Origin of the sequence: Rhizorhabdus histidinilytica, assembly GCF_900167915.1 — a bacterium.
Classification (GTDB): domain Bacteria; phylum Pseudomonadota; class Alphaproteobacteria; order Sphingomonadales; family Sphingomonadaceae; genus Rhizorhabdus; species Rhizorhabdus histidinilytica.
In genome coordinates, this window is the sequence record NZ_FUYM01000006.1 from 59,244 (window position 1) to 75,577 (window position 16,334).

A 16,334-nucleotide genomic window follows, 5' to 3' on the forward strand; every position below is an offset into this window, starting at 1 on the left:
ATGCGCGCGCCGCGCTCAGTCGCTTTCCACGTCGGTCCAGGCCCCCAGCCGGGCCGATCGCCGCGCCGCGTCGAGCACCGCCTGGTTGCGCACCGCGTCGTCGAAGCTGCCTGCCTGCTCGCGGGCGCCAATCGCCTGGCCGGCGATGCGCCGCCGCATCTCCCCGAACAGCCGGGCATAGGGTATCACGTCGAACCCCATGGTATGCCAGCGGTCCTGCTCCGTCTGGATCAGTTCCGCGACCGGGAAGGGCTCGGGCGGCGGCAAGGCGAGATCGTCGGGCATGGCGATGCGGCGCGATCCGGCCGCGTCCATCACCCACACCTCCTCGGGATCGCCGAAACTGGCGCCCGACTGGATCCAGGCGCCCCCTTCGGTGCCGACGATCTTGGTCGCCATGACCAGCGGGCCGGGAGCGGCCATCGCCGCCATCAGCGTACCCTTCGCACCGCTGTCGCATTCGAATTGCAACACATAGCTGTCGTCGGCGGTCATGTGGGGGCGGCCGGGCGCCAGCGTCTGCAACACGCATGACAGGCGGCGGATCGGCCCGATCGTGGTCAGCACCTGATCGATCATATGGGTGCCGAAGGCGCCGAGGAAGCCGCCGCCCTGGTCGGCATCCTCCCACCAGTCGCTCAGTTTCTCGGCCGGATCCTGAAGGCCCGGCTGGTGGTAGATGCGCAGGAACTGGCGGGGCGCGCCGATCGCGCCGTCGGCGACGATCCGCCGCAGCAGCGCCTGCGCCGCGTCGAAGCGGAACTCGGCGCCGAGCATGTGGATCACCCCCGCCCTCTCGGCGGCGTCGCGCATCTCGCGCGCCTGCGCCAGATCGCGGGCGAAGGGCTTCTCGCAGACGATGTGCCGGCCGGCCGCGATCGCCTCCATCACCACCGGATAATGGGCGTGCGGCGGCGTCGCGACGGTGACGAGCAGCGTCGCCGGATCGGCCAGCGCCTCGGCCAGGCTGTCGGTCGCAAGCGGGATGTCGAGCGGCGCGGCGCGCTCCGCCGTCCGCGCCCGATCGCGACCGACGATCGCCCGCACCTCGAATCCCGCCTCGCGCAGCGCGCGGACATGGGTGAACAGGCCGAAGCCCGTTCCCACCACCACCGCGCCGGGTCGCTCCTCAGCCATTGGCCTCTCCTTGCAGCAATATCCGCGCCGCGTCGGCGCAGCGCCGCGCGACGATGTCGATCGGTTCGCCTGCGAGCCGGTCGGAAAAGACCTCGACCGACCAGGGCGCCGTGGTTCCGGTGGCGCGCAGCGCCGCGGCGAAGCCGGCGAGGTCGAGCGCGCCCTCCCCCGGCACCAGCCGCCCGCGTACCATCTCACTGTCGAGATCGGCCTCGGGCACTGCCGGCGCATCGCCGATCTGGATGCTCCTGATCGCGTCGGCGGGCAGGCCGGCGAGCAGCGCCAGGTCCGATCCGCTGCGGAAGAAATGCCAGCTGTCGACCAGCAGGCCGCCATTGGCCCGCCCCGCCGCGCGGACGATCGCCCAGGCGGTCGCGAGATCGGGGATGCCCCCGGTCGGTACGAACTCCAGCGCCACGTGCAGCCCGGCGCTGCCAGCCGTCTCACAGAGCCGCGCGAAGGCATCGGCCGCGGTCGCGGGATCACAGGCCACACCCTGCAATTCGGCGACGGTGATCCCGCGCGCGCCGACCGCGTCGGCGAGGCCGGTCAGCCGCTCGCCGGTCGACCGGTCGAGCAGCGCCGCGAGCCAGGCGGGGTTGGCCTTGGTCGGCGCGCCCGGCAGCCAGTTGCCGACGATCTCGACCTCCGACACGAACAGCCCGGCATCGGCGATGCGCGCGCGGACCTCGGGCAGGCCGACGCCGTCGGCCTCCAGCGCCTCCAGGTCGGCGGCGAAGATCGAGATGCCGGCGAACCCCGCCGCCCGGGCGGGTGCGAGCCGGTCGAGCAGGGGCACCGCCTGGACGGTGCCCGCCGCGAGGATGAGCTGCGGCGCGGTCATCCGGCGATCGTGAAGCCGCCGTCGATCGGCACTATCTGCCCGGTGATCCACGAGGCCGCCGAGCTCGACAGGAACAGCACCGCGCCGGCGATATCCTTCGGCTCGCCAAGCCGGCCGAGCGGGGTGCGCTGGAGGGTCGGCGCGGTCCATTCGGGCGCCTCGAACGCGCCCGCCGTCATCCGGCTGCGCGTCAGCCCCGCCGCGACCGCGTTGACCCGGATGCGCTGCGACGCCCATTCGGCGGCCAGCACCCGGGTCAGGCCCAGGATGCCGGTCTTGGCGGAGCCGTAGCCCGGGATCATGCCGATGCCGAAATAGGAGGTCATCGACGCGATGCCGATGATCGATGCGCCCGCCGGCCGCTCGCTCCGCGCCAGCGCGGCGCGGCAGCCATGCGCCATGCGAAACGCCGAGGTCAGGTGCATCGCCACCGAACGCTCGAACACCGCCGGGTCCCATTCGTCGAAGCCGAGCGAGCCGAGCGCGAGCCCGGCATTGTTGACCAATATGTCGAGCCTGTCGACGCCCGCCGCCACCGCGTCGACCTGCTCGCCCCGCTCGACGTCGAGCTGGCGATAGTCGAAGCGCGACAGATCCTCGTCATAATCGGCCGGCGAGCCGCGCGTGCCGGTGATCGTCACCTGCGCGCCCGCATCGGCATAGGCGCCGGCGATCGCCGCGCCGATCCCGCTGGTCCCGCCGGTGACCAGCACCCGCGCCCCGGCATAGTCGAAGTCGATGTCGCTCCAGCCCATATCCTCCTCCCTCAATCGGTGATCTCGCCGCTGACGATCGGCGCGATGCCGTCGAGTGCGGCGCGCCCTTCGGCTTTCAGCCGCGCCGCCGGCAGCCGCCACAGCGTGACGGGTGGTGGCTCGCCCTCGGTCTTGATCAGGCGCAGGCTCATCCCGCCATGGCGATGGCCGAACGGGTCGACATGATTGCCGCCGATCCCGGGGTCCTCGGCCGCAACCACGACGGTCACCGATCCGTCGGGCTCATAGGCGGCGCGATATTTCTGCACATGGCCGCCGCCGTCCTCGTAATTGTCGAGATTCTCCTGCCAGATGGTGCAGAGCTGGAAGATCCAATAGTCGCACGGCGTCGGCGTGAAGCGCAGCACCAGCGCCTCGTCGGATCCGCAGACCCAGGTACCGAAACCATGGTGCCGGTCGGGCACGCCACCGTTCGACAGATAGACCGCGCGGCTGAAACGGATGCGGTTGGGCCGCTGGGCCAGATTGTCCTGCCACCAGCGGCGGACCAGTTCGGCATAGGCGAGCACCACCTGCCCTGCCTTGGCGAGCGCGTCGGCCATGTCGGCCGGCGTCACGGCGCGCGGCACCGCACCGTCGAGCCGTGCGATCCGCATCGTCGGCGACACCGTCTCCTCGCGCAGATGATAGACGGTGCGGACGAGCAGGCCGACGCACCCTTCGGTGATCGGCAGCCAAGCACGGCCGTCGGCCGGGCGGTTGCGGCTGACGACCACCTCGAAATCGCCATTGGCGTCGAACGGGATCGCGTCGCTCTGGAGGAAGCCGGTGGTGGTGAGGGTCGCCGGGTCGAAGGTGGCGAGCCCGTCGACGCCCTGCGGCGCCCAGTCGCGGTCTCCGGGCTGCGCGGGCTGCGGCGCGGTCCAGCTCGCCATCACGAAATAGGGGATGGTGCCGCGATTCCCGGTGATCAGATAGTCATGGCGCCCGTCGACGAACTCGGCGAGCAGATGGTCCTGGTCGGGCGACTGGAAGTTGATCGCCTGCCGCCAGGGCGCATCGCGCAGCCGCGGCCGATCGGGCTCGCAATTCTCGACGAAGCGCTCGAAGCCGTTGCGCATCAGCCGGGTGACGAAGCGATACCATTCGGCGCGGTCGAGATCGTCGACCTCCGCGCCGAACGTCTCGACGGTGCGCGCGGCGATGCGGACGACGTCGAGATAATCGTCGAAGGCGCGGCCCGACAGGAGCCGTTCGGATGCGGTCACAGCCTTTCTCCCAGCACGGCTTCCTTCCGGACGGGGAAGCGGTCGTAATAGAAAGCGAAACGCTCCCGCACCGCGCCGACGTCGACCCCGAAGTCGCCGGCGAGGTCATAGGCGACGCGGCCATGCTTGTTGCGCGGATTGGCGGCGAGGAAATGGTCGATCCGCGCCTCGGCCTCGGACGTCATCTCGAGATCGGCGAGCGCATAGACTTTCGCGACGGTGGCCTTCTGGTCGGCCATATAGTCGTGGAACAATATGTCGATCGAGCGGGCGGCGGGCACAGCGTCGCGATCGCGCACGCAGCGGCGCAACAGCACCTCGATCCGGTCGATCCACCAGGCGGCAAGCGCGGGCAGGTCCTGCCGGACACGGCGGATGCGGTCGCCATAGGCGATCATGGTGATCGCCGACTGCAGCACGGCGATGGGGTCGCGATGCGTGACCGGCACGATCGCGGTCGGATGGACCGCCGCCAGCGCGGGCAGGTTCTCCATGTGTGGCGGCGACTTCACCACCCAGCGCGCCGGCCCCTTGAGCCAGGACAGCGCCTGCATCACCCGCTTGGCATAGGCGTAGTGCGCGGTCTGGTCGCTCGCCAGATAATGGTCGCGCCAGCGCGCCGGCCGGCTCAGCCATTCGGGCAGGTAGGAGGAGAAGTCCGGGCCCTGCAGCTCGATATCCTCATGGACATGGTCGGGCGCCATCTCGTGCATCGCCGGCATCAACGGCAGCGTCTCCTCGAACGCGCCCCACATGGCGGCGGTGCGCTCGCGGCGCGGATCGGGATCGCCGACGTCGTCGGGGCCGGGGATCGGTTCCATCGTCTCCCACAGCGGGGTCGAGCGGAGGCGCGGATCGGCGGCCAGGATGTTGACGAGATGGGTGGTGCCCGATCGCGGCAGGCCCGCGACCATGATCGGGCGGTCGATCTCGGCCGCCGCGATCTCGGGATGGCGGCGCCAGAGATCCTCGATCCGCAGCCGCGCCGAGGCATAGCGCACGCATTCGCCGAACAGCGTGGCGCGGCCGAGCGCGGCGAGGTCGCGGTCCTCTTCATAGCTCGCCAGCCAGATCGCCAGCCGCTCGCGGAAGTCTTCGGCGCCGAAATCGGACAGGCCGGTCGCTGCCCGGGCGGCGTCGAGCACCGCCTCGACCGTCATCGTCACCGGCGGCGCGGCGGCGAGCGCGGCCCGCTGCCGGTCGGTCAGCCGGGGCTCGGCGAGGTCGTCGATGCGGATGTCAGGCATCGCAGGCCACCATCACCTTGGCCGAGACGGCCGTGTCGCGCGCCGCCGCCAGCGCCTCGTCGAAGCGGCTCAGCGGCAGGCGGTGGCTGATGAAGGCGTCGGCGTCGAAGCCCGGCTCCGACAGCGCGGCGATCACCTCGGGAAACTCGTCGGGATAAGCCATCGAGGTGACGAAGCTCATCTCCTTGCCGAGCGCCATCTTCCAGTCGATCGCGATCGGCTGGTGGTGGACCGCGACCATCACCGCGCGGGCGTGGAACGGCGCCATGCCGACGATCGACGGCAGCACCGAGGGCGCACCCGACGCCTCGAAGAAGAGGGTGGTGCCGACCGTCGGCCAGCCGAACAGGTTGCCCCGGCCATGCGCGTCGCCGAGCGCGGCGGCGACGTCGGCGGTGTCGGCGTCGATGCAGAGATCGGCGCCCAGCCGCCGCGCCCGTTCGAGCCGCGCCGCCGACCGGTCGATCGCGACGACATGGCGGACGCCCAGCCGCTTCAGGAAGAAGACGATGCCGAGCCCGATCGGCCCCACCCCGAACAGCGCGACCCGGTCGTCCGACGACGCGCCCGAACGGTGGACGGCGTGAAGCGCCACGGCCAGCGGCTCGGCCAGCGCGGCGGCGTCCCAGCCGACATGATCGGGAATCGCATGGACCGCGCCGCCCAGCGTCGCGTTCGAGACACGCAGCAGCGGTGCGAAGGCGCCTTCGGGCAGGCCGGCGCCGATGCCGTTGCCGTCGCCCATCGGATTGACCACGACGCGCAGGCCGGGTGCGATACCGCGCACCTCGGCGCCGACCGCCTCGATCGTTCCCGACAGCTCGTGGCCGATGCCGAACGGCTCGGTCGCGGGCATCGCGACGCCACCCGCCTTGATATAGCCGAGGTCCGATCCGCACAGCCCGCAGCGTCGTACGCGCACCAGCACGTCGCGCGGCCCGACGAGCGGGTCCGCGACCTCATCGATGCGTACATCGTCCACGCCATGAATGCGAACTGCCTTCATCGACCCCTCTCCTAATGAGGTATGCGTTTTTCTTCAACGAATCTTCTACGCAAATCATCAACGATACAATTTGTATTGTCAATTGACGATCACCGCCGCCGCCGGCGCTGCGCATTTCCGCGGCGTTCAGGCCGATCCGTGGAGGAAGGCGTCGATTCGCTCGGCCAGCACCACCTCATATTCCGACATGTCGGCCAGCGCGGCGAACAGGGTGATCTCGGCGCTGATGCGGTCGAGCATCATGAAGAAGATGTCGGCGCGCGCCCTTTGCCGGCGCGCGGCGGCGTCCTCGCCCAGCGCCGCCGCGAAGGCGGGGACGTCGGGCGCCAGCAGCCGGATCAGCATCTGGCGATCCTGGCGGAGCTTCTCGTGAAAGGCCTCGTCGGTCGCGGCGAGGCCGTGGATCAGCACCGAAATCTGCCCCTCGGCGCGGTAGAACTCGACGGCCTGCCGCGCCCAGCGGATCGCCGGCAACCGGCCCGCCGCGACCCTGGCGAGCAGCCGGAAGTGCGGGATCGCCCGCTCCATCGTCGCCTCGTACATCGAGACGACGACGTCGCGCCGCGACTTGAAGTGGCGATAGAAGGTCGCCCGGCTGACCCCGGACACGGCCAATATGTCCTCGACCGACAGCTCGTCGAACCGGCGCGAGCGCAGCAGGTCGCGCAGCGCGTCGACGATCTCGCGCCGGCTCGACGCGACCTGCGCCTCCTGCCGGATCGAACGCACACCCGATCGCGGCCCCGGCCGCCTGCTCCGATCCCCGGCACTATCCATGTCCGTCGCGGTCTCGCCCATCGTCCCGCCACCATGCGCCAGCCGCGACATAAGCGCAATCCCACGGCATTTCCTCCGCGAGATTGCAAATAATCGCCCACATGATAACAATGTGCGTATTGATAAGCCGATTTTTTAACGTAAAGCGCTTGAAACCCCCTCCCGCTGTTGATAGGCCGGGCGGCAGTAGAGCAAGACCCTTGGGGAGGCAGGAACGATGGCGGTCCGATCGCTGGCCTATATTCGCGTCGAGACGCGCGACCTGGCGGCCTGGCGCAGCTTCGCCGAAGGCGTGGTGGGCGCCGCGGCGACGCCCGATTCGAACGAGGAGCGGCTGCTGCTCCGCCTCGACGGGCGCCCGTGGCGCTTCTGCATCGAGAAGGGCGAGCAGGACCGCTATCTGTGCGCCGGGCTCGAATGCCCCGACGAGGCGCAGTGGCAGGCGACCGTCGACCGGCTGGCCAAGGCCGGCGTCGCGCTGGAACAGGCCGATGCGGCGACGATCGCGCAGCGCCACGTCCGCGGCATGGTGTCGCTGGCCGATCCCGCCGGCAACCGCATCGAGCTGGTATGGGGCAATGTCGTCGCCGGCACGCCGTTCGTGTCGCCCGCCGGCGTCCCCGCCTTCGTCACCGGCGAGATGGGCTTCGGCCATGTCGTGGTGCCGACCAACTGCTATGACGAGACGCGCCGCTTCTACAAGGAGCTGCTCGGCTTCGGCGACAGCGACGAGATGCGCGTCTTCTTCCCCGGCGGGCCCGAACAGGGGCTGGGCATGAGCTTCATGCACGCCACCGGCCCGCGCCACCACACCGTCGCGGTCGGCGAGTTCCCGGCGCCGTCGGGCCTGATCCACACGATGGTCGAGGTGCCCTCGATCGACGATGTCGGGCTGGCGCTCGATCGCGCGCAGGCGGCGGGGGTCCACATCTCGTCGACGCTCGGCCGGCACACCAACGACAAGATGATCAGCTTCTACATGCGGACGCCATCGGGATTCGACATCGAATTCGGCTGCGGCGGCGCCCAGACCGCCGACTGGACGACGGTGACCCCGACCTTCACGATCAAGGAGGACCTGTGGGGCCACACATGGGATTTCGGAACGTGACGACATTGGACAAGCGCACCACTGCAGAGGCGGTGGTCGGCCGTCTGCGCGACGGCATGACGATCGGGATCGGCGGCTGGGGCCCGCGGCGCAAGCCGATGGCGCTGGTCCGCGCGCTGCTGCGCAGCGGCGTCAAGGACCTGACCGTCGTCGCCTATGGCGGGCCCGACGTCGGCATGCTGCTGGCGGCGGGCAAGGTGCGCAAGCTGATCTACGGCTTCGTCTCGCTCGACGCGATCCCGCTCGAACCCTATTTCCGCAAGGCGCGCGAGGCCGGCGGCCTCGAGGTGCTCGAGCTCGACGAGGGCATGCTGCAATGGGGGCTGAAGGCCGCCGCGCTGCGCCTGCCCTTCCTGCCGACCCGCGTCGGCCTGGGCACCGACGTGTTCGACCAGGGCGGCTTCCGCACCGTGACCTCGCCCTATGACGACGGCGAGGTGCTGCTGGCGATGCCGGCGGTGCCGCTCGATCTCGCGCTGATCCACGTCCACCGCGCCGACCGGATGGGCAATATCCAGGCGCTCGGCCCCGACACCTATTATGACGAATGGTTCGCCAAGGCGGCGAAGGAGGTCGTCGTGTCGGCCGAGGAGGTCGTCGACCGGCTCGATCTCAGCCATCCCGAGGACGCCAAGGCCAACATCGTCGAGCGCTGCTTCGTGCAGCACGTCGTCGAGGCGCGGCACGGCGCCCATCCCACCTCGATGCCGCCCGCCTATGGCTGGGACATGGCCGCGCTCAAGGCCTATGTCGCCAGCGCCGGCGAGGAGGACGGCTGGGCACGCTACCGGGCCGATACGATCGGCCCCGACGAAGCGCATTATCTGGCGCAGGCGGGCGGCGACGCCATCGCCAAGCTGCCCCTCCCGATTTTCTGAGGACCTGGCGATGACCGCGCCCGACCATATGTTGTCCGAACTGCTGATCGTCGCCTGTTCCGAGGTGTTCCGGAACAATGGCGAGATCGTCGCCACCGGCATCGGCCCGATCCCGCGCGTCGCCGCGGGGCTCGCCAAGACGACCCACAGCCCCGAGCTGCTGATGACCGACGGCGAGGCCTATCTGGTCGAGGAGCCGGTGCCGATCGGCCCGCGCGGCTATGACGACCGCAAGCCGTCGGGCTACCTGCCCTTCTCGCGCTATTTCGACAGCGCGGTGTGGACAGGACGGCGCCACGCGCTGGTCTCGCCGATCCAGATCGACCGCTTCGGGCAGATGAACCTGTCCTATGTCGGCGGCACCTTCGACAAGCCCAAGGTCCAGATGCTGGGCGCGCGCGGCTTCCCCGGCAACACGATCCACCACATCAACTCGATGTTCGTGCCGGCCCATTCGACGCGCATCTTCGTCCCCGGCGAGGTCCAGTCGGTGTCGAGCGTCGGCTACAACCCGGCGCGGCGGCTGAAGGGCGCGGACTTCAGCGGCGTCGACCTGCGCTTCATCGTCACCGACCTGTGCGTGATGGACTTCGGCGGGCCCGACCATGCGATCCGGCTGGTGTCGCTGCACGACGGCGTGACGGTCGACCAGGTGCGCGAGGCGACCGGCTTCGAGCTGCTGGTCGACGGCACGCCGCCCGTCACCCCGGCGCCGACCGAGGAACAGCTCGCCATCATTGCGCGGCTCGATCCCCACAATATCCGCGCGACGGTGCTCAAGGGGAATCCGCCCGGCAAGCGGAGCTGAGCTCCGCGCGCCATATCCAGAACGAGAATGATCGCACTTTTCGGGAGAGCCGACATGACCAGCCCAGACCAGATGGTTCGCGCCGTACAGAGCTATGTCGAGGCGTTCGACAAGGGCGACCCCGAGATGGTGGTCGCCCTGTTCGCGGCCGACGCCACGGTCGAGGATCCGGTCGGCACTCCGCCGCATGTCGGCCATGAGGCGATCCGCGCCTTCTACACGAAGTCGATGCAGACCGGCGCCAAGCTCCACCTCGACGGGCCGGTGCGCGTCGCCGGCGATACCGCCGCCTTCGCCTTCCATGTCGGCTTCGCCAAGCCCGGCATGCAGGTCGACGTGATCGACCTGTTCCGCTTCGGCCCCGACGGCAAGGTCGTATCGATGCAGGCCTTTTTCGGCCCCACCAACATGAAGGGATTCTGACCATGGCTCGGCTGCTCGAAAACCGGATCGCCTTCGTCACCGGCGGCGCCGGCGGCATCGGCGCCGCGACCGCGATCGCCTTCGCCGCCGAGGGCGCGAAGGTGGCGGTCGCCGACCTCAAGGACCCGGAGGGCACCGTCCGCGCGATCCTCGCCGCGGGCGGCGAGGCCTATGCGCTGTCGCTGGACGTGACCGATCAGGCAGCGGTCGACGCCGCCGTTGACGGCGTCGTCGCGAAATGGGGGCGGCTCGACATCGCCTTCAACAATGCCGGCGTGTCGCTCGAGGACTATACGACCCCGTGGGAATCGGTCGAGCTGTACGACAAGGTGGTCGCCGTGAACCAGCGCGGCGTGATGCTGTGCATGGCGGCCGAGCTGCGCCACATGGCGCCGCAGAAGTCGGGCTCCATCATCAACACCGCCTCGGTCGCCGGCATGGTCGGCCTGTCGGGCGCCGGCTATTGCGGCAGCAAGCACGCCGTGGTCGGCATCACCCGATCGGCGGCGATGCGCTACGCGGCCGAGGGCATCCGCGTGAACTGCGTCTGCCCCGGCGCGATCGCGACGCCGATGACCGAGAATGAGGCGATGAGCGACGAAGCGCGCAGCTTCATGGCGCAGATGCACCCGATGAACCGCATCGGCCGCGCCGAGGAGATCGCCGACGGCGTCGTCTTCCTGGCGTCGGACAAGGCCAGCTTCATCACCGGCCACCCCCTCGCGATCGACGGCGGCTTCCTGGCGCGCTGAGCCGGGATTCCGTCAGCTATATCAACACCCTGCCGCTCATCCTGAGGAGGGACTGAGCCTTGGCGAAGGCCCATCTCGAAGGACCACTCCTTCGAGACGCCACTTCGCCTCCGCTCAATGGCTCCACAGGATGAGCGGAAGTAGGTGCGTCCGGCCTTCAGCCCAATATAGACCGCGCGGTGACGCCGCCCTCGCCGATCGTGCCGTCGACGATCGTGCGCGGCTCGTGGCGCGACTTCGACACCCGCCAGCCGTCGGCCGTGCGGACATATTCGTCGTAATAGAAGCTGCCGATCAGCCGGAAGCCGCCGGTGCGCGGATCATAGGTCGAGAAGCCCAGGCTCCAGCGCGCGGTGGCGCGGTCGGCGTCTACGATCTCGATCTCGCCATTGTGGATCTGGTGGACGTCGACGATCGGGCTTCCCACCGCGATCCGGGTGAAGGCCTCGATCAGCCCGTCGGGGCCGAATTTCCCGACGGGCTGATAGTCGAGCTCGGCATCGGGGGTGAAGCAGGCGCGGATCGCGTCGACGTCCTTGGCGTCGCAGGCGTTGAGGTAGCGCGCCTTGAGCTTGCGGATCTCGCTCTCCGCCTCCAGCCGCGCGATGCGTTCTTCCAGACTAGCCATCGAGCTTCACCACCTTGGTCTGCGGCACGGGATGCTCGGTCGCGCCGGTCCAGCGCAGCAGCATCGTGCCATGGTCATGTCCCGCCGTGTCGATCCAGTTGCCATAGCCGGGGTCGCGCGCGGCGACGACGATCGTCACCGATCCGTCGGCATTGGTCCGCGCGCTGTGCTTGTTCACATGGATTCGGTGGAAACGGTAATCGAGCGATTCCATCCAGATATTGTCGAGCTGGAAGTTCCAGAAAGTGCAGTCGGGCACCGGCGTCTCGATCACCAGCGCCTCGCCGGGGGCCAGCTTCCAATAGCCGTGCAGATAATGGATCGTCGGATCGCCGCCCGCCTTGAAGAACATCGTCTGGTCGGTGGTGGCGAGCCGGTTGAGCTGCTCGGCCTTGAACAGGTCGGCCCAGTGGAGGAAGGTCCTGGCCGTCCCCTCGACGAAGGCGACCGCCCGATCGAAGCCCTGTTCGAGCTTGCCGAGCGTCAGCGGCTCGGGCGTCGCGCGGGGGGCATCGATCGCCTCGATCCTGACCGTCGCCGGCACTTCATTGTCGCGATCGAGGAAGGTCTGCCGGACCAGCAGCATCGAGGTGTCGTCGGCCAGCGGCAGCCAGTTGCCGTTCGCCTTTTCCTTCGACGCGATGATCTCGAAGCTGCCGTCGGGCTCGAACCGGATGTCCGCCGCGTCGAGCTCGCCGGTCGACGCCATCGTCCCGTCGACCGCATAGCGGTTCGCCTTCGACCCGAAGCTCAGGATCGGCACGCTGCCGCGCTGGCCGGTGATGCGGTAGCGCCGCGCGCCGCTGATCGAGGCGTTGAGGTAGAGATTGTCGGGATTGTCGGCGCCGATCTTCGCGGTCGGGTGCGACGCCTGGTAGAAGCCGGGGAAATCGGTATCGGCATTCTCCATGTGCATCTCTAGCGCGATGCGCAGCAGGCGCGAGAGATAGCGATAGCCCTCGACCTGGTCGATCGGCGTTCCCGCCACCTCGGCGTTGAACACGAGGTCGCCGGCCTTTTCGAGCCGGCGACAGAATTGGCGCCAGGCCTCGCCCGGCGCTTCGCGGTCGGCGCCGCTCATGGCGCCATATACTGGCCGCCGTTGACGTCGAGCGACGCGCCGGAGACCACCTTCGAATAGTCGGAGACCATGAACAGCACCGCCTTGGCGCAATCCTCCTCGGGCGGGATGATGCCGATCGGGATGCGCTGGGTGATCTCGCCGATCACCTCGTCGCGGTCGCGGCCGGCGGCGACCTCGCGGTCGATATGGCCCCACACCGGCGCGCCGCCGATCCAGCCCATGCGGGTGACGTTCACGCGGATGCCGTGCTGGCCGAAATCCTTCGCCATGTGCCGGGTCAGCGCGTTCATGCCGCCCTTGCCCGCCGAATAGGCGCCCTCGCCCGGGAAGGGATTGACCGTCGACATGGTCGAGACGTTGACGATCGCGCCCTTCGACGCCTTCAGCCCGGGCAGGCAGGCCTGCGCCATGCGCAGCGCGCCGGCGCAGTTGACGTTGAAGACGTCGGCATATTCCTCGACATTGGCGATGTCGGTCGGCTTCCATTCGCCATGGGCATAGGCGGAGTTGATCAGCCCGTCGATGCGGCCGAACGCGTCGAGCGTGGCCTTCGCCAACGCCTGGCACTGCTCGGCGCTGGTGACGTCGGTGGGCAGCGCGATCGCCTCCCCGCCCTTCGCCCGGATGTCGGCCGCCACCTCGTCGAGGAAAGCCTTGTTGCGGGCGCCGAGGCCGACCTTGGCGCCTTCCGCCGCCGCGATCCTGGCGAGCGACTGGCCCATGCCGGGCCCGACGCCGCTGATCACGATCACCTTGTCCTTAAGCAGCATCCGTCCATTCCTCTCCTGCGTGGAGGCCGTTGAGCCTGATATCGATGGCGTTGCCCGTCTCGGTGCAATAGGTGCCCGCGCCGCCGTACATCGCCGCGACGCAGCGGTTGCAGGCGTTGCAGGCCGAGCGATGGGCGGGGTCGGCGCGCCACTTCGCGACCAGCGCCGGATCGTGGACCAGCGCGCGCGCCATGACGACCGCGTCGAAACCCTCGTTCAGCGCCTGCTCGGCCGCCGTCAGCGACAACACGCCGCCGAGATAGCCGAGCCGGCACCCGACCGCCGCGCGCACCCGCCGCGCGGCGTCGAGGAAATAGAGCTCGGAGAAGCGGACCGTCTTCGGCGTCGCCATCTTGAGCAGCTTGAACTGCAGCTTGGCGAGCCAGCCGCCCTGCATCTTCGCCAGGTCGTCATAGGGCAGCGGGCTCGAGAACATGACGTAGCTCGACTCGATGTTGCGTCCACCCGACAGCACCAGCATGTCGGCCCCGGCCGCCTCCAGCGCGCGGGCGGTGACGATGCCGTCCTCGACCGTGGCGCCACCCTTGGCGCCGTCATAGAGGTTGATCTTGGCGAGCACAGCGATCCGGTCGCCGACCGCGCGCTTGACCGCCGCCAACACCTCGGCGGGGAAGCGCACCCGCTTCTCGGCATTGCCGCCATAGGCGTCGCGCCGCTTGTTCGAGAGCGGCGAGATGAACTGGTTGAGCAGATAGCCGTGGCCCATGTGCAGCTCGACCGCGTCGAACCCGGCCTCGACCGCCAGCCGCGCCGCGGCGACGAACTCGTCGCGGACCATGTCCATGTCGGCGCGGGTCATCCGCCGCTGGAAGAAGCGGCCCATCAGCACGCCCATCTTGTCGATGCCGCCCGACGAGGACATGGCGCGCGGGGTCGACAGTTCCTTGTGCTGGACGAAGCTGCCGCCATGGGTGATCTGCGCGGAGATCAGCGCGCCCTCGCCATGCACCGCGTCGGCGATCGCGCGATAATGCGGCACGCTGGCGGCGTTGAGCACGCCCTGGCCGGCGAAGGTCCGCCCGTCGGGCGACACCGCGATATAGGCGAGCGTGGTCATGCCGACGCCCCCGGCCGCCAGCCGCCGGTGGAATTCGAGCAGCGACCTGGTCGGGATCGAGCGCAGCGTCATCATCTCGTTCGCGCCCGAGCGGATGAAGCGGTTGGGCAGGGTGACGGGGCCGACCGTCACGGGAGTGAAGGCGATGCTCATGATCCCGGTCCCCTCAGTCGAAATTGGCCTGCCCGCCGTCGAGCGGGACGGTGGCGCCGGTGAAATAGCTGAATTCGGGGCCGCACAGCGCCGCCACCGCCCGGCCGATATCCTCCTCGCAACGGCCGATGCGGCGCAGCGGGATGGTGCGGAAGAAGGCTTCCGCCTCCTCGGGCCGGCCTTCGATCCAGGCCTTGAGCCCCGGTGAATCGGCGTGCGGCGCGATCGTCAGCGCCCGGATCCCGTCGACGCCCCATTCGGCCGCCGCCGCCCGGGTGAGGATCCGCGTCGCCTCCTTGACCGCGGCATAGGCGCCATAGCCGCTCATGTCCCAGCGGACCGCGGCCGAGGTGGCGAGGTTGACGATCACGCCCTGGCCCGACGCCTTCAGATGCGGACGGCACGCCTTCATCAGCCGGAAGCTGGCGAGGGGCCCCGACTCGAAGCCGGCGGCGAAGGCTTCGTCGCTGACCTCTGCGAGCGGGCCAAGCGGCACCTCCTGCGCATTGTTGACGAGGATATCGATACCGCCGAACGCCTCCGCAACCGCCGCGACCAGCGCGTCGATCGAGGCCGCGTCCTTGACGTCGCAGCGGAAGGCGCGCGCGGCGTCGCCGATCTCGGCCGCGACGCCCTGCACCTTGTCGAGCGTGCGGCCGACGACCGCGACCCGCGCGCCGGCGGCCGCCAGCGCCAGCGCGATGCCGCGCCCGACGCCCTGCCCCGCACCGGTGACGATCGCGGTCCTGCCGTCGAGCGCCGCCATGCTCAGCCCCTCAGATGGTCGGGGCAGCCGGGCAGCGCCGGCTCGTAATGGCCCGCGGTCCAGCCGCCGTCGACGGCGATCTCGGCGCCCGAGATGTAGCTCGCCTCGTCGCTGCACACGAACAGGGTCGCGCGGGCGATCTCCTCGGGCTCGCCGATCCGCTGCAACGGCACCCGGCGGAACGAGCGGGCATTGACCGTCTCGACCGACTCATGTCCCGGATTGCCCATCTCGGTGTTCACGCCGCCCGGATGGATCGAGACGACGCGGATGCCGAGCGGGCCGAATTCATAGGCATAGGATTTGGTGATGCCACGCACCGCCCATTTGCTGGCGGTATAGGCGATCAGGCCGTTGCAGCCGCGCAGGCCGTCGACCGAGGAGATGTTGACGATCACCCCCTTGCCATTGGCCTTGAGCGCCGGCACCGCATGCTTCACGCCCATCATCGTGCCGATCAGGTTGATGCCGAGGACGCGCTCCGCATCCTCCTTGCGCAGCTCCTCCGACGCGCCGAAATGGGTGACGGCGGCGTTGTTGACGAGGATGTCGAGCTTGCCGAACCGATCGACGGCGGCCTTGACGATCGCCGCCCACTGCTCCTCCTCGCGCACGTCGAGATGCTGGTAGAGCGCGACGTCGGCGCCGAGTTCGGCGGCAACCGCGCGCCCCTTCTCGTCGAGCACGTCGCCGATGACGACCTTGGCGCCTTCGGCCGCGAACAGGCGGGCGGTCGCCGCGCCCATGCCCTGTGCCGCGCCGCTGATGATCGCTACCTTGCCTGCGAGTCTTGCCATTCGGTCCCTCCGTCGACGGCCGGCTGTTCCCCGGCTCTGCTACGCAAGCCTCGACATTTCACGTCAACATGTCAAGCTATGCGTGTTGATT

At 69.3% G+C, this 16,334-nt stretch carries 18 protein-coding genes; 5 read left to right on the forward strand and 13 right to left on the reverse strand.

The annotated features are described in order from the left end of the window. Positions 1 to 15 precede the first annotated feature (15 nt). The 7 genes from B5X82_RS14215 to B5X82_RS14245 all read right to left on the reverse strand — a co-directional run bounded on the left by B5X82_RS14215 (position 16) and on the right by B5X82_RS14245 (position 7,046). The gene (locus tag B5X82_RS14215) at positions 16 to 1,137 is read right to left on the reverse strand and encodes a Gfo/Idh/MocA family protein (RefSeq protein ID WP_079648831.1); all 1,122 of its coding nucleotides are present in this window, start codon (positions 1,135 to 1,137) and stop codon (positions 16 to 18) included. Next, positions 1,130 to 1,981, reverse strand: coding sequence for a sugar phosphate isomerase/epimerase family protein (locus B5X82_RS14220; protein WP_079648832.1), 852 nt, complete (start codon positions 1,979 to 1,981; stop codon positions 1,130 to 1,132). The genes B5X82_RS14215 and B5X82_RS14220 overlap by 8 nt, the downstream gene beginning before the upstream one ends. After that, positions 1,978 to 2,736, reverse strand: coding sequence for an SDR family NAD(P)-dependent oxidoreductase (locus B5X82_RS14225; protein ID WP_079648833.1), 759 nt, complete (start codon positions 2,734 to 2,736; stop codon positions 1,978 to 1,980). Before B5X82_RS14225 ends, B5X82_RS14220 begins: the two co-directional genes overlap by 4 nt. Positions 2,737 to 2,747: 11 nt before the next feature. Then, complete coding sequence (locus tag B5X82_RS14230; protein WP_079648834.1) at positions 2,748 to 3,965, reverse strand: hypothetical protein; 1,218 nt, start codon at positions 3,963 to 3,965, stop codon at positions 2,748 to 2,750. Then, complete coding sequence (locus B5X82_RS14235) at positions 3,962 to 5,212, reverse strand: sulfotransferase family protein (RefSeq protein WP_079648835.1); 1,251 nt, start codon at positions 5,210 to 5,212, stop codon at positions 3,962 to 3,964. The genes B5X82_RS14230 and B5X82_RS14235 overlap by 4 nt, the downstream gene beginning before the upstream one ends. Then, entirely contained in the window at positions 5,205 to 6,218 is a 1,014-nt protein-coding gene (locus B5X82_RS14240; RefSeq protein WP_079648836.1) for a zinc-dependent alcohol dehydrogenase, read from the reverse strand. The genes B5X82_RS14235 and B5X82_RS14240 overlap by 8 nt, the downstream gene beginning before the upstream one ends. Before the next feature lie 126 nt (positions 6,219 to 6,344). After that, the gene (locus tag B5X82_RS14245) at positions 6,345 to 7,046 is read right to left on the reverse strand and encodes a TetR/AcrR family transcriptional regulator (protein WP_235862696.1); all 702 of its coding nucleotides are present in this window, start codon (positions 7,044 to 7,046) and stop codon (positions 6,345 to 6,347) included. 166 nt (positions 7,047 to 7,212) lie between these two features. On the opposite strand from B5X82_RS14245, the gene B5X82_RS14250 reads away from it, so the two are divergent. The 5 genes from B5X82_RS14250 to B5X82_RS14270 are packed head-to-tail and all read left to right on the forward strand — an operon-like array spanning position 7,213 to position 10,967. Further along, positions 7,213 to 8,106 carry a VOC family protein gene (locus B5X82_RS14250; RefSeq protein ID WP_079648837.1) on the forward strand — a complete coding sequence of 298 codons (894 nt, stop codon included), beginning with the start codon at positions 7,213 to 7,215 and terminating at the stop codon, positions 8,104 to 8,106. After that, positions 8,103 to 8,984 (forward strand): CoA transferase subunit A, encoded by an 882-nt coding sequence (locus B5X82_RS14255; RefSeq protein WP_235862697.1) that lies wholly within the window; start codon positions 8,103 to 8,105, stop codon positions 8,982 to 8,984. Before B5X82_RS14250 ends, B5X82_RS14255 begins: the two co-directional genes overlap by 4 nt. 10 nt (positions 8,985 to 8,994) lie before the next feature. Beyond that, a complete protein-coding gene (locus B5X82_RS14260) occupies positions 8,995 to 9,792 on the forward strand; it encodes a CoA-transferase subunit beta (RefSeq protein WP_079648839.1) in 798 nt (265 codons plus the stop codon). A 54-nt stretch (positions 9,793 to 9,846) separates the two neighbouring features. Continuing rightward, positions 9,847 to 10,215 carry a nuclear transport factor 2 family protein gene (locus B5X82_RS14265; protein ID WP_079648840.1) on the forward strand — a complete coding sequence of 123 codons (369 nt, stop codon included), beginning with the start codon at positions 9,847 to 9,849 and terminating at the stop codon, positions 10,213 to 10,215. A 2-nt stretch (positions 10,216 to 10,217) separates the two neighbouring features. Further along, positions 10,218 to 10,967, forward strand: a complete 750-nt coding sequence (locus tag B5X82_RS14270) for an SDR family oxidoreductase (RefSeq protein WP_079648841.1) — start codon at positions 10,218 to 10,220, stop codon at positions 10,965 to 10,967. Between the two features lie 157 nt (positions 10,968 to 11,124). On the opposite strand, the gene B5X82_RS14275 is transcribed toward B5X82_RS14270, so the two are convergent. From B5X82_RS14275 to B5X82_RS14300, 6 genes are read right to left on the reverse strand one after another with little or no spacing between them, the layout of a single operon-like run. Further along, the gene (locus tag B5X82_RS14275; RefSeq protein ID WP_079648842.1) at positions 11,125 to 11,595 is read right to left on the reverse strand and encodes a nuclear transport factor 2 family protein; all 471 of its coding nucleotides are present in this window, start codon (positions 11,593 to 11,595) and stop codon (positions 11,125 to 11,127) included. Beyond that, complete coding sequence (locus B5X82_RS14280) at positions 11,588 to 12,676, reverse strand: DUF1214 domain-containing protein (RefSeq protein WP_079648843.1); 1,089 nt, start codon at positions 12,674 to 12,676, stop codon at positions 11,588 to 11,590. The genes B5X82_RS14275 and B5X82_RS14280 overlap by 8 nt, the downstream gene beginning before the upstream one ends. Further along, the gene (locus B5X82_RS14285; protein ID WP_029992943.1) at positions 12,673 to 13,449 is read right to left on the reverse strand and encodes an SDR family oxidoreductase; all 777 of its coding nucleotides are present in this window, start codon (positions 13,447 to 13,449) and stop codon (positions 12,673 to 12,675) included. Before B5X82_RS14285 ends, B5X82_RS14280 begins: the two co-directional genes overlap by 4 nt. Next, a complete protein-coding gene (locus B5X82_RS14290) occupies positions 13,439 to 14,680 on the reverse strand; it encodes an NADH:flavin oxidoreductase (RefSeq protein WP_079648844.1) in 1,242 nt (413 codons plus the stop codon). Before B5X82_RS14290 ends, B5X82_RS14285 begins: the two co-directional genes overlap by 11 nt. 13 nt (positions 14,681 to 14,693) lie before the next feature. Continuing rightward, positions 14,694 to 15,446, reverse strand: coding sequence for an SDR family NAD(P)-dependent oxidoreductase (locus tag B5X82_RS14295; RefSeq protein WP_079648845.1), 753 nt, complete (start codon positions 15,444 to 15,446; stop codon positions 14,694 to 14,696). A gap of 2 nt (positions 15,447 to 15,448) precedes the next feature. Further along, on the reverse strand, positions 15,449 to 16,243 hold the full coding sequence (locus B5X82_RS14300) for an SDR family NAD(P)-dependent oxidoreductase (protein WP_079648846.1): 795 nt from the start codon (positions 16,241 to 16,243) through the stop codon (positions 15,449 to 15,451). Positions 16,244 to 16,334: the final 91 nt, after the last annotated feature.

Coding starts and splice junctions, on each gene's coding strand:
- B5X82_RS14215 (WP_079648831.1), bottom strand. CDS start 1,137: ATGGCTGAGGAGCGACCCGGCGCGGTGGTGGTGGGAACGGGCTTCGGC.
- B5X82_RS14220 (WP_079648832.1), bottom strand. CDS start 1,981: ATGACCGCGCCGCAGCTCATCCTCGCGGCGGGCACCGTCCAGGCGGTG.
- B5X82_RS14225 (WP_079648833.1), bottom strand. CDS start 2,736: ATGGGCTGGAGCGACATCGACTTCGACTATGCCGGGGCGCGGGTGCTG.
- B5X82_RS14235 (WP_079648835.1), bottom strand. CDS start 5,212: ATGCCTGACATCCGCATCGACGACCTCGCCGAGCCCCGGCTGACCGAC.
- B5X82_RS14240 (WP_079648836.1), bottom strand. CDS start 6,218: ATGAAGGCAGTTCGCATTCATGGCGTGGACGATGTACGCATCGATGAG.
- B5X82_RS14245 (WP_235862696.1), bottom strand. CDS start 7,046: ATGTCGCGGCTGGCGCATGGTGGCGGGACGATGGGCGAGACCGCGACG.
- B5X82_RS14250 (WP_079648837.1), top strand. CDS start 7,213: ATGGCGGTCCGATCGCTGGCCTATATTCGCGTCGAGACGCGCGACCTG.
- B5X82_RS14260 (WP_079648839.1), top strand. CDS start 8,995: ATGACCGCGCCCGACCATATGTTGTCCGAACTGCTGATCGTCGCCTGT.
- B5X82_RS14265 (WP_079648840.1), top strand. CDS start 9,847: ATGACCAGCCCAGACCAGATGGTTCGCGCCGTACAGAGCTATGTCGAG.
- B5X82_RS14270 (WP_079648841.1), top strand. CDS start 10,218: ATGGCTCGGCTGCTCGAAAACCGGATCGCCTTCGTCACCGGCGGCGCC.
- B5X82_RS14275 (WP_079648842.1), bottom strand. CDS start 11,595: ATGGCTAGTCTGGAAGAACGCATCGCGCGGCTGGAGGCGGAGAGCGAG.
- B5X82_RS14280 (WP_079648843.1), bottom strand. CDS start 12,676: ATGAGCGGCGCCGACCGCGAAGCGCCGGGCGAGGCCTGGCGCCAATTC.
- B5X82_RS14285 (WP_029992943.1), bottom strand. CDS start 13,449: ATGCTGCTTAAGGACAAGGTGATCGTGATCAGCGGCGTCGGGCCCGGC.
- B5X82_RS14290 (WP_079648844.1), bottom strand. CDS start 14,680: ATGAGCATCGCCTTCACTCCCGTGACGGTCGGCCCCGTCACCCTGCCC.
- B5X82_RS14295 (WP_079648845.1), bottom strand. CDS start 15,446: ATGGCGGCGCTCGACGGCAGGACCGCGATCGTCACCGGTGCGGGGCAG.
- B5X82_RS14300 (WP_079648846.1), bottom strand. CDS start 16,243: ATGGCAAGACTCGCAGGCAAGGTAGCGATCATCAGCGGCGCGGCACAG.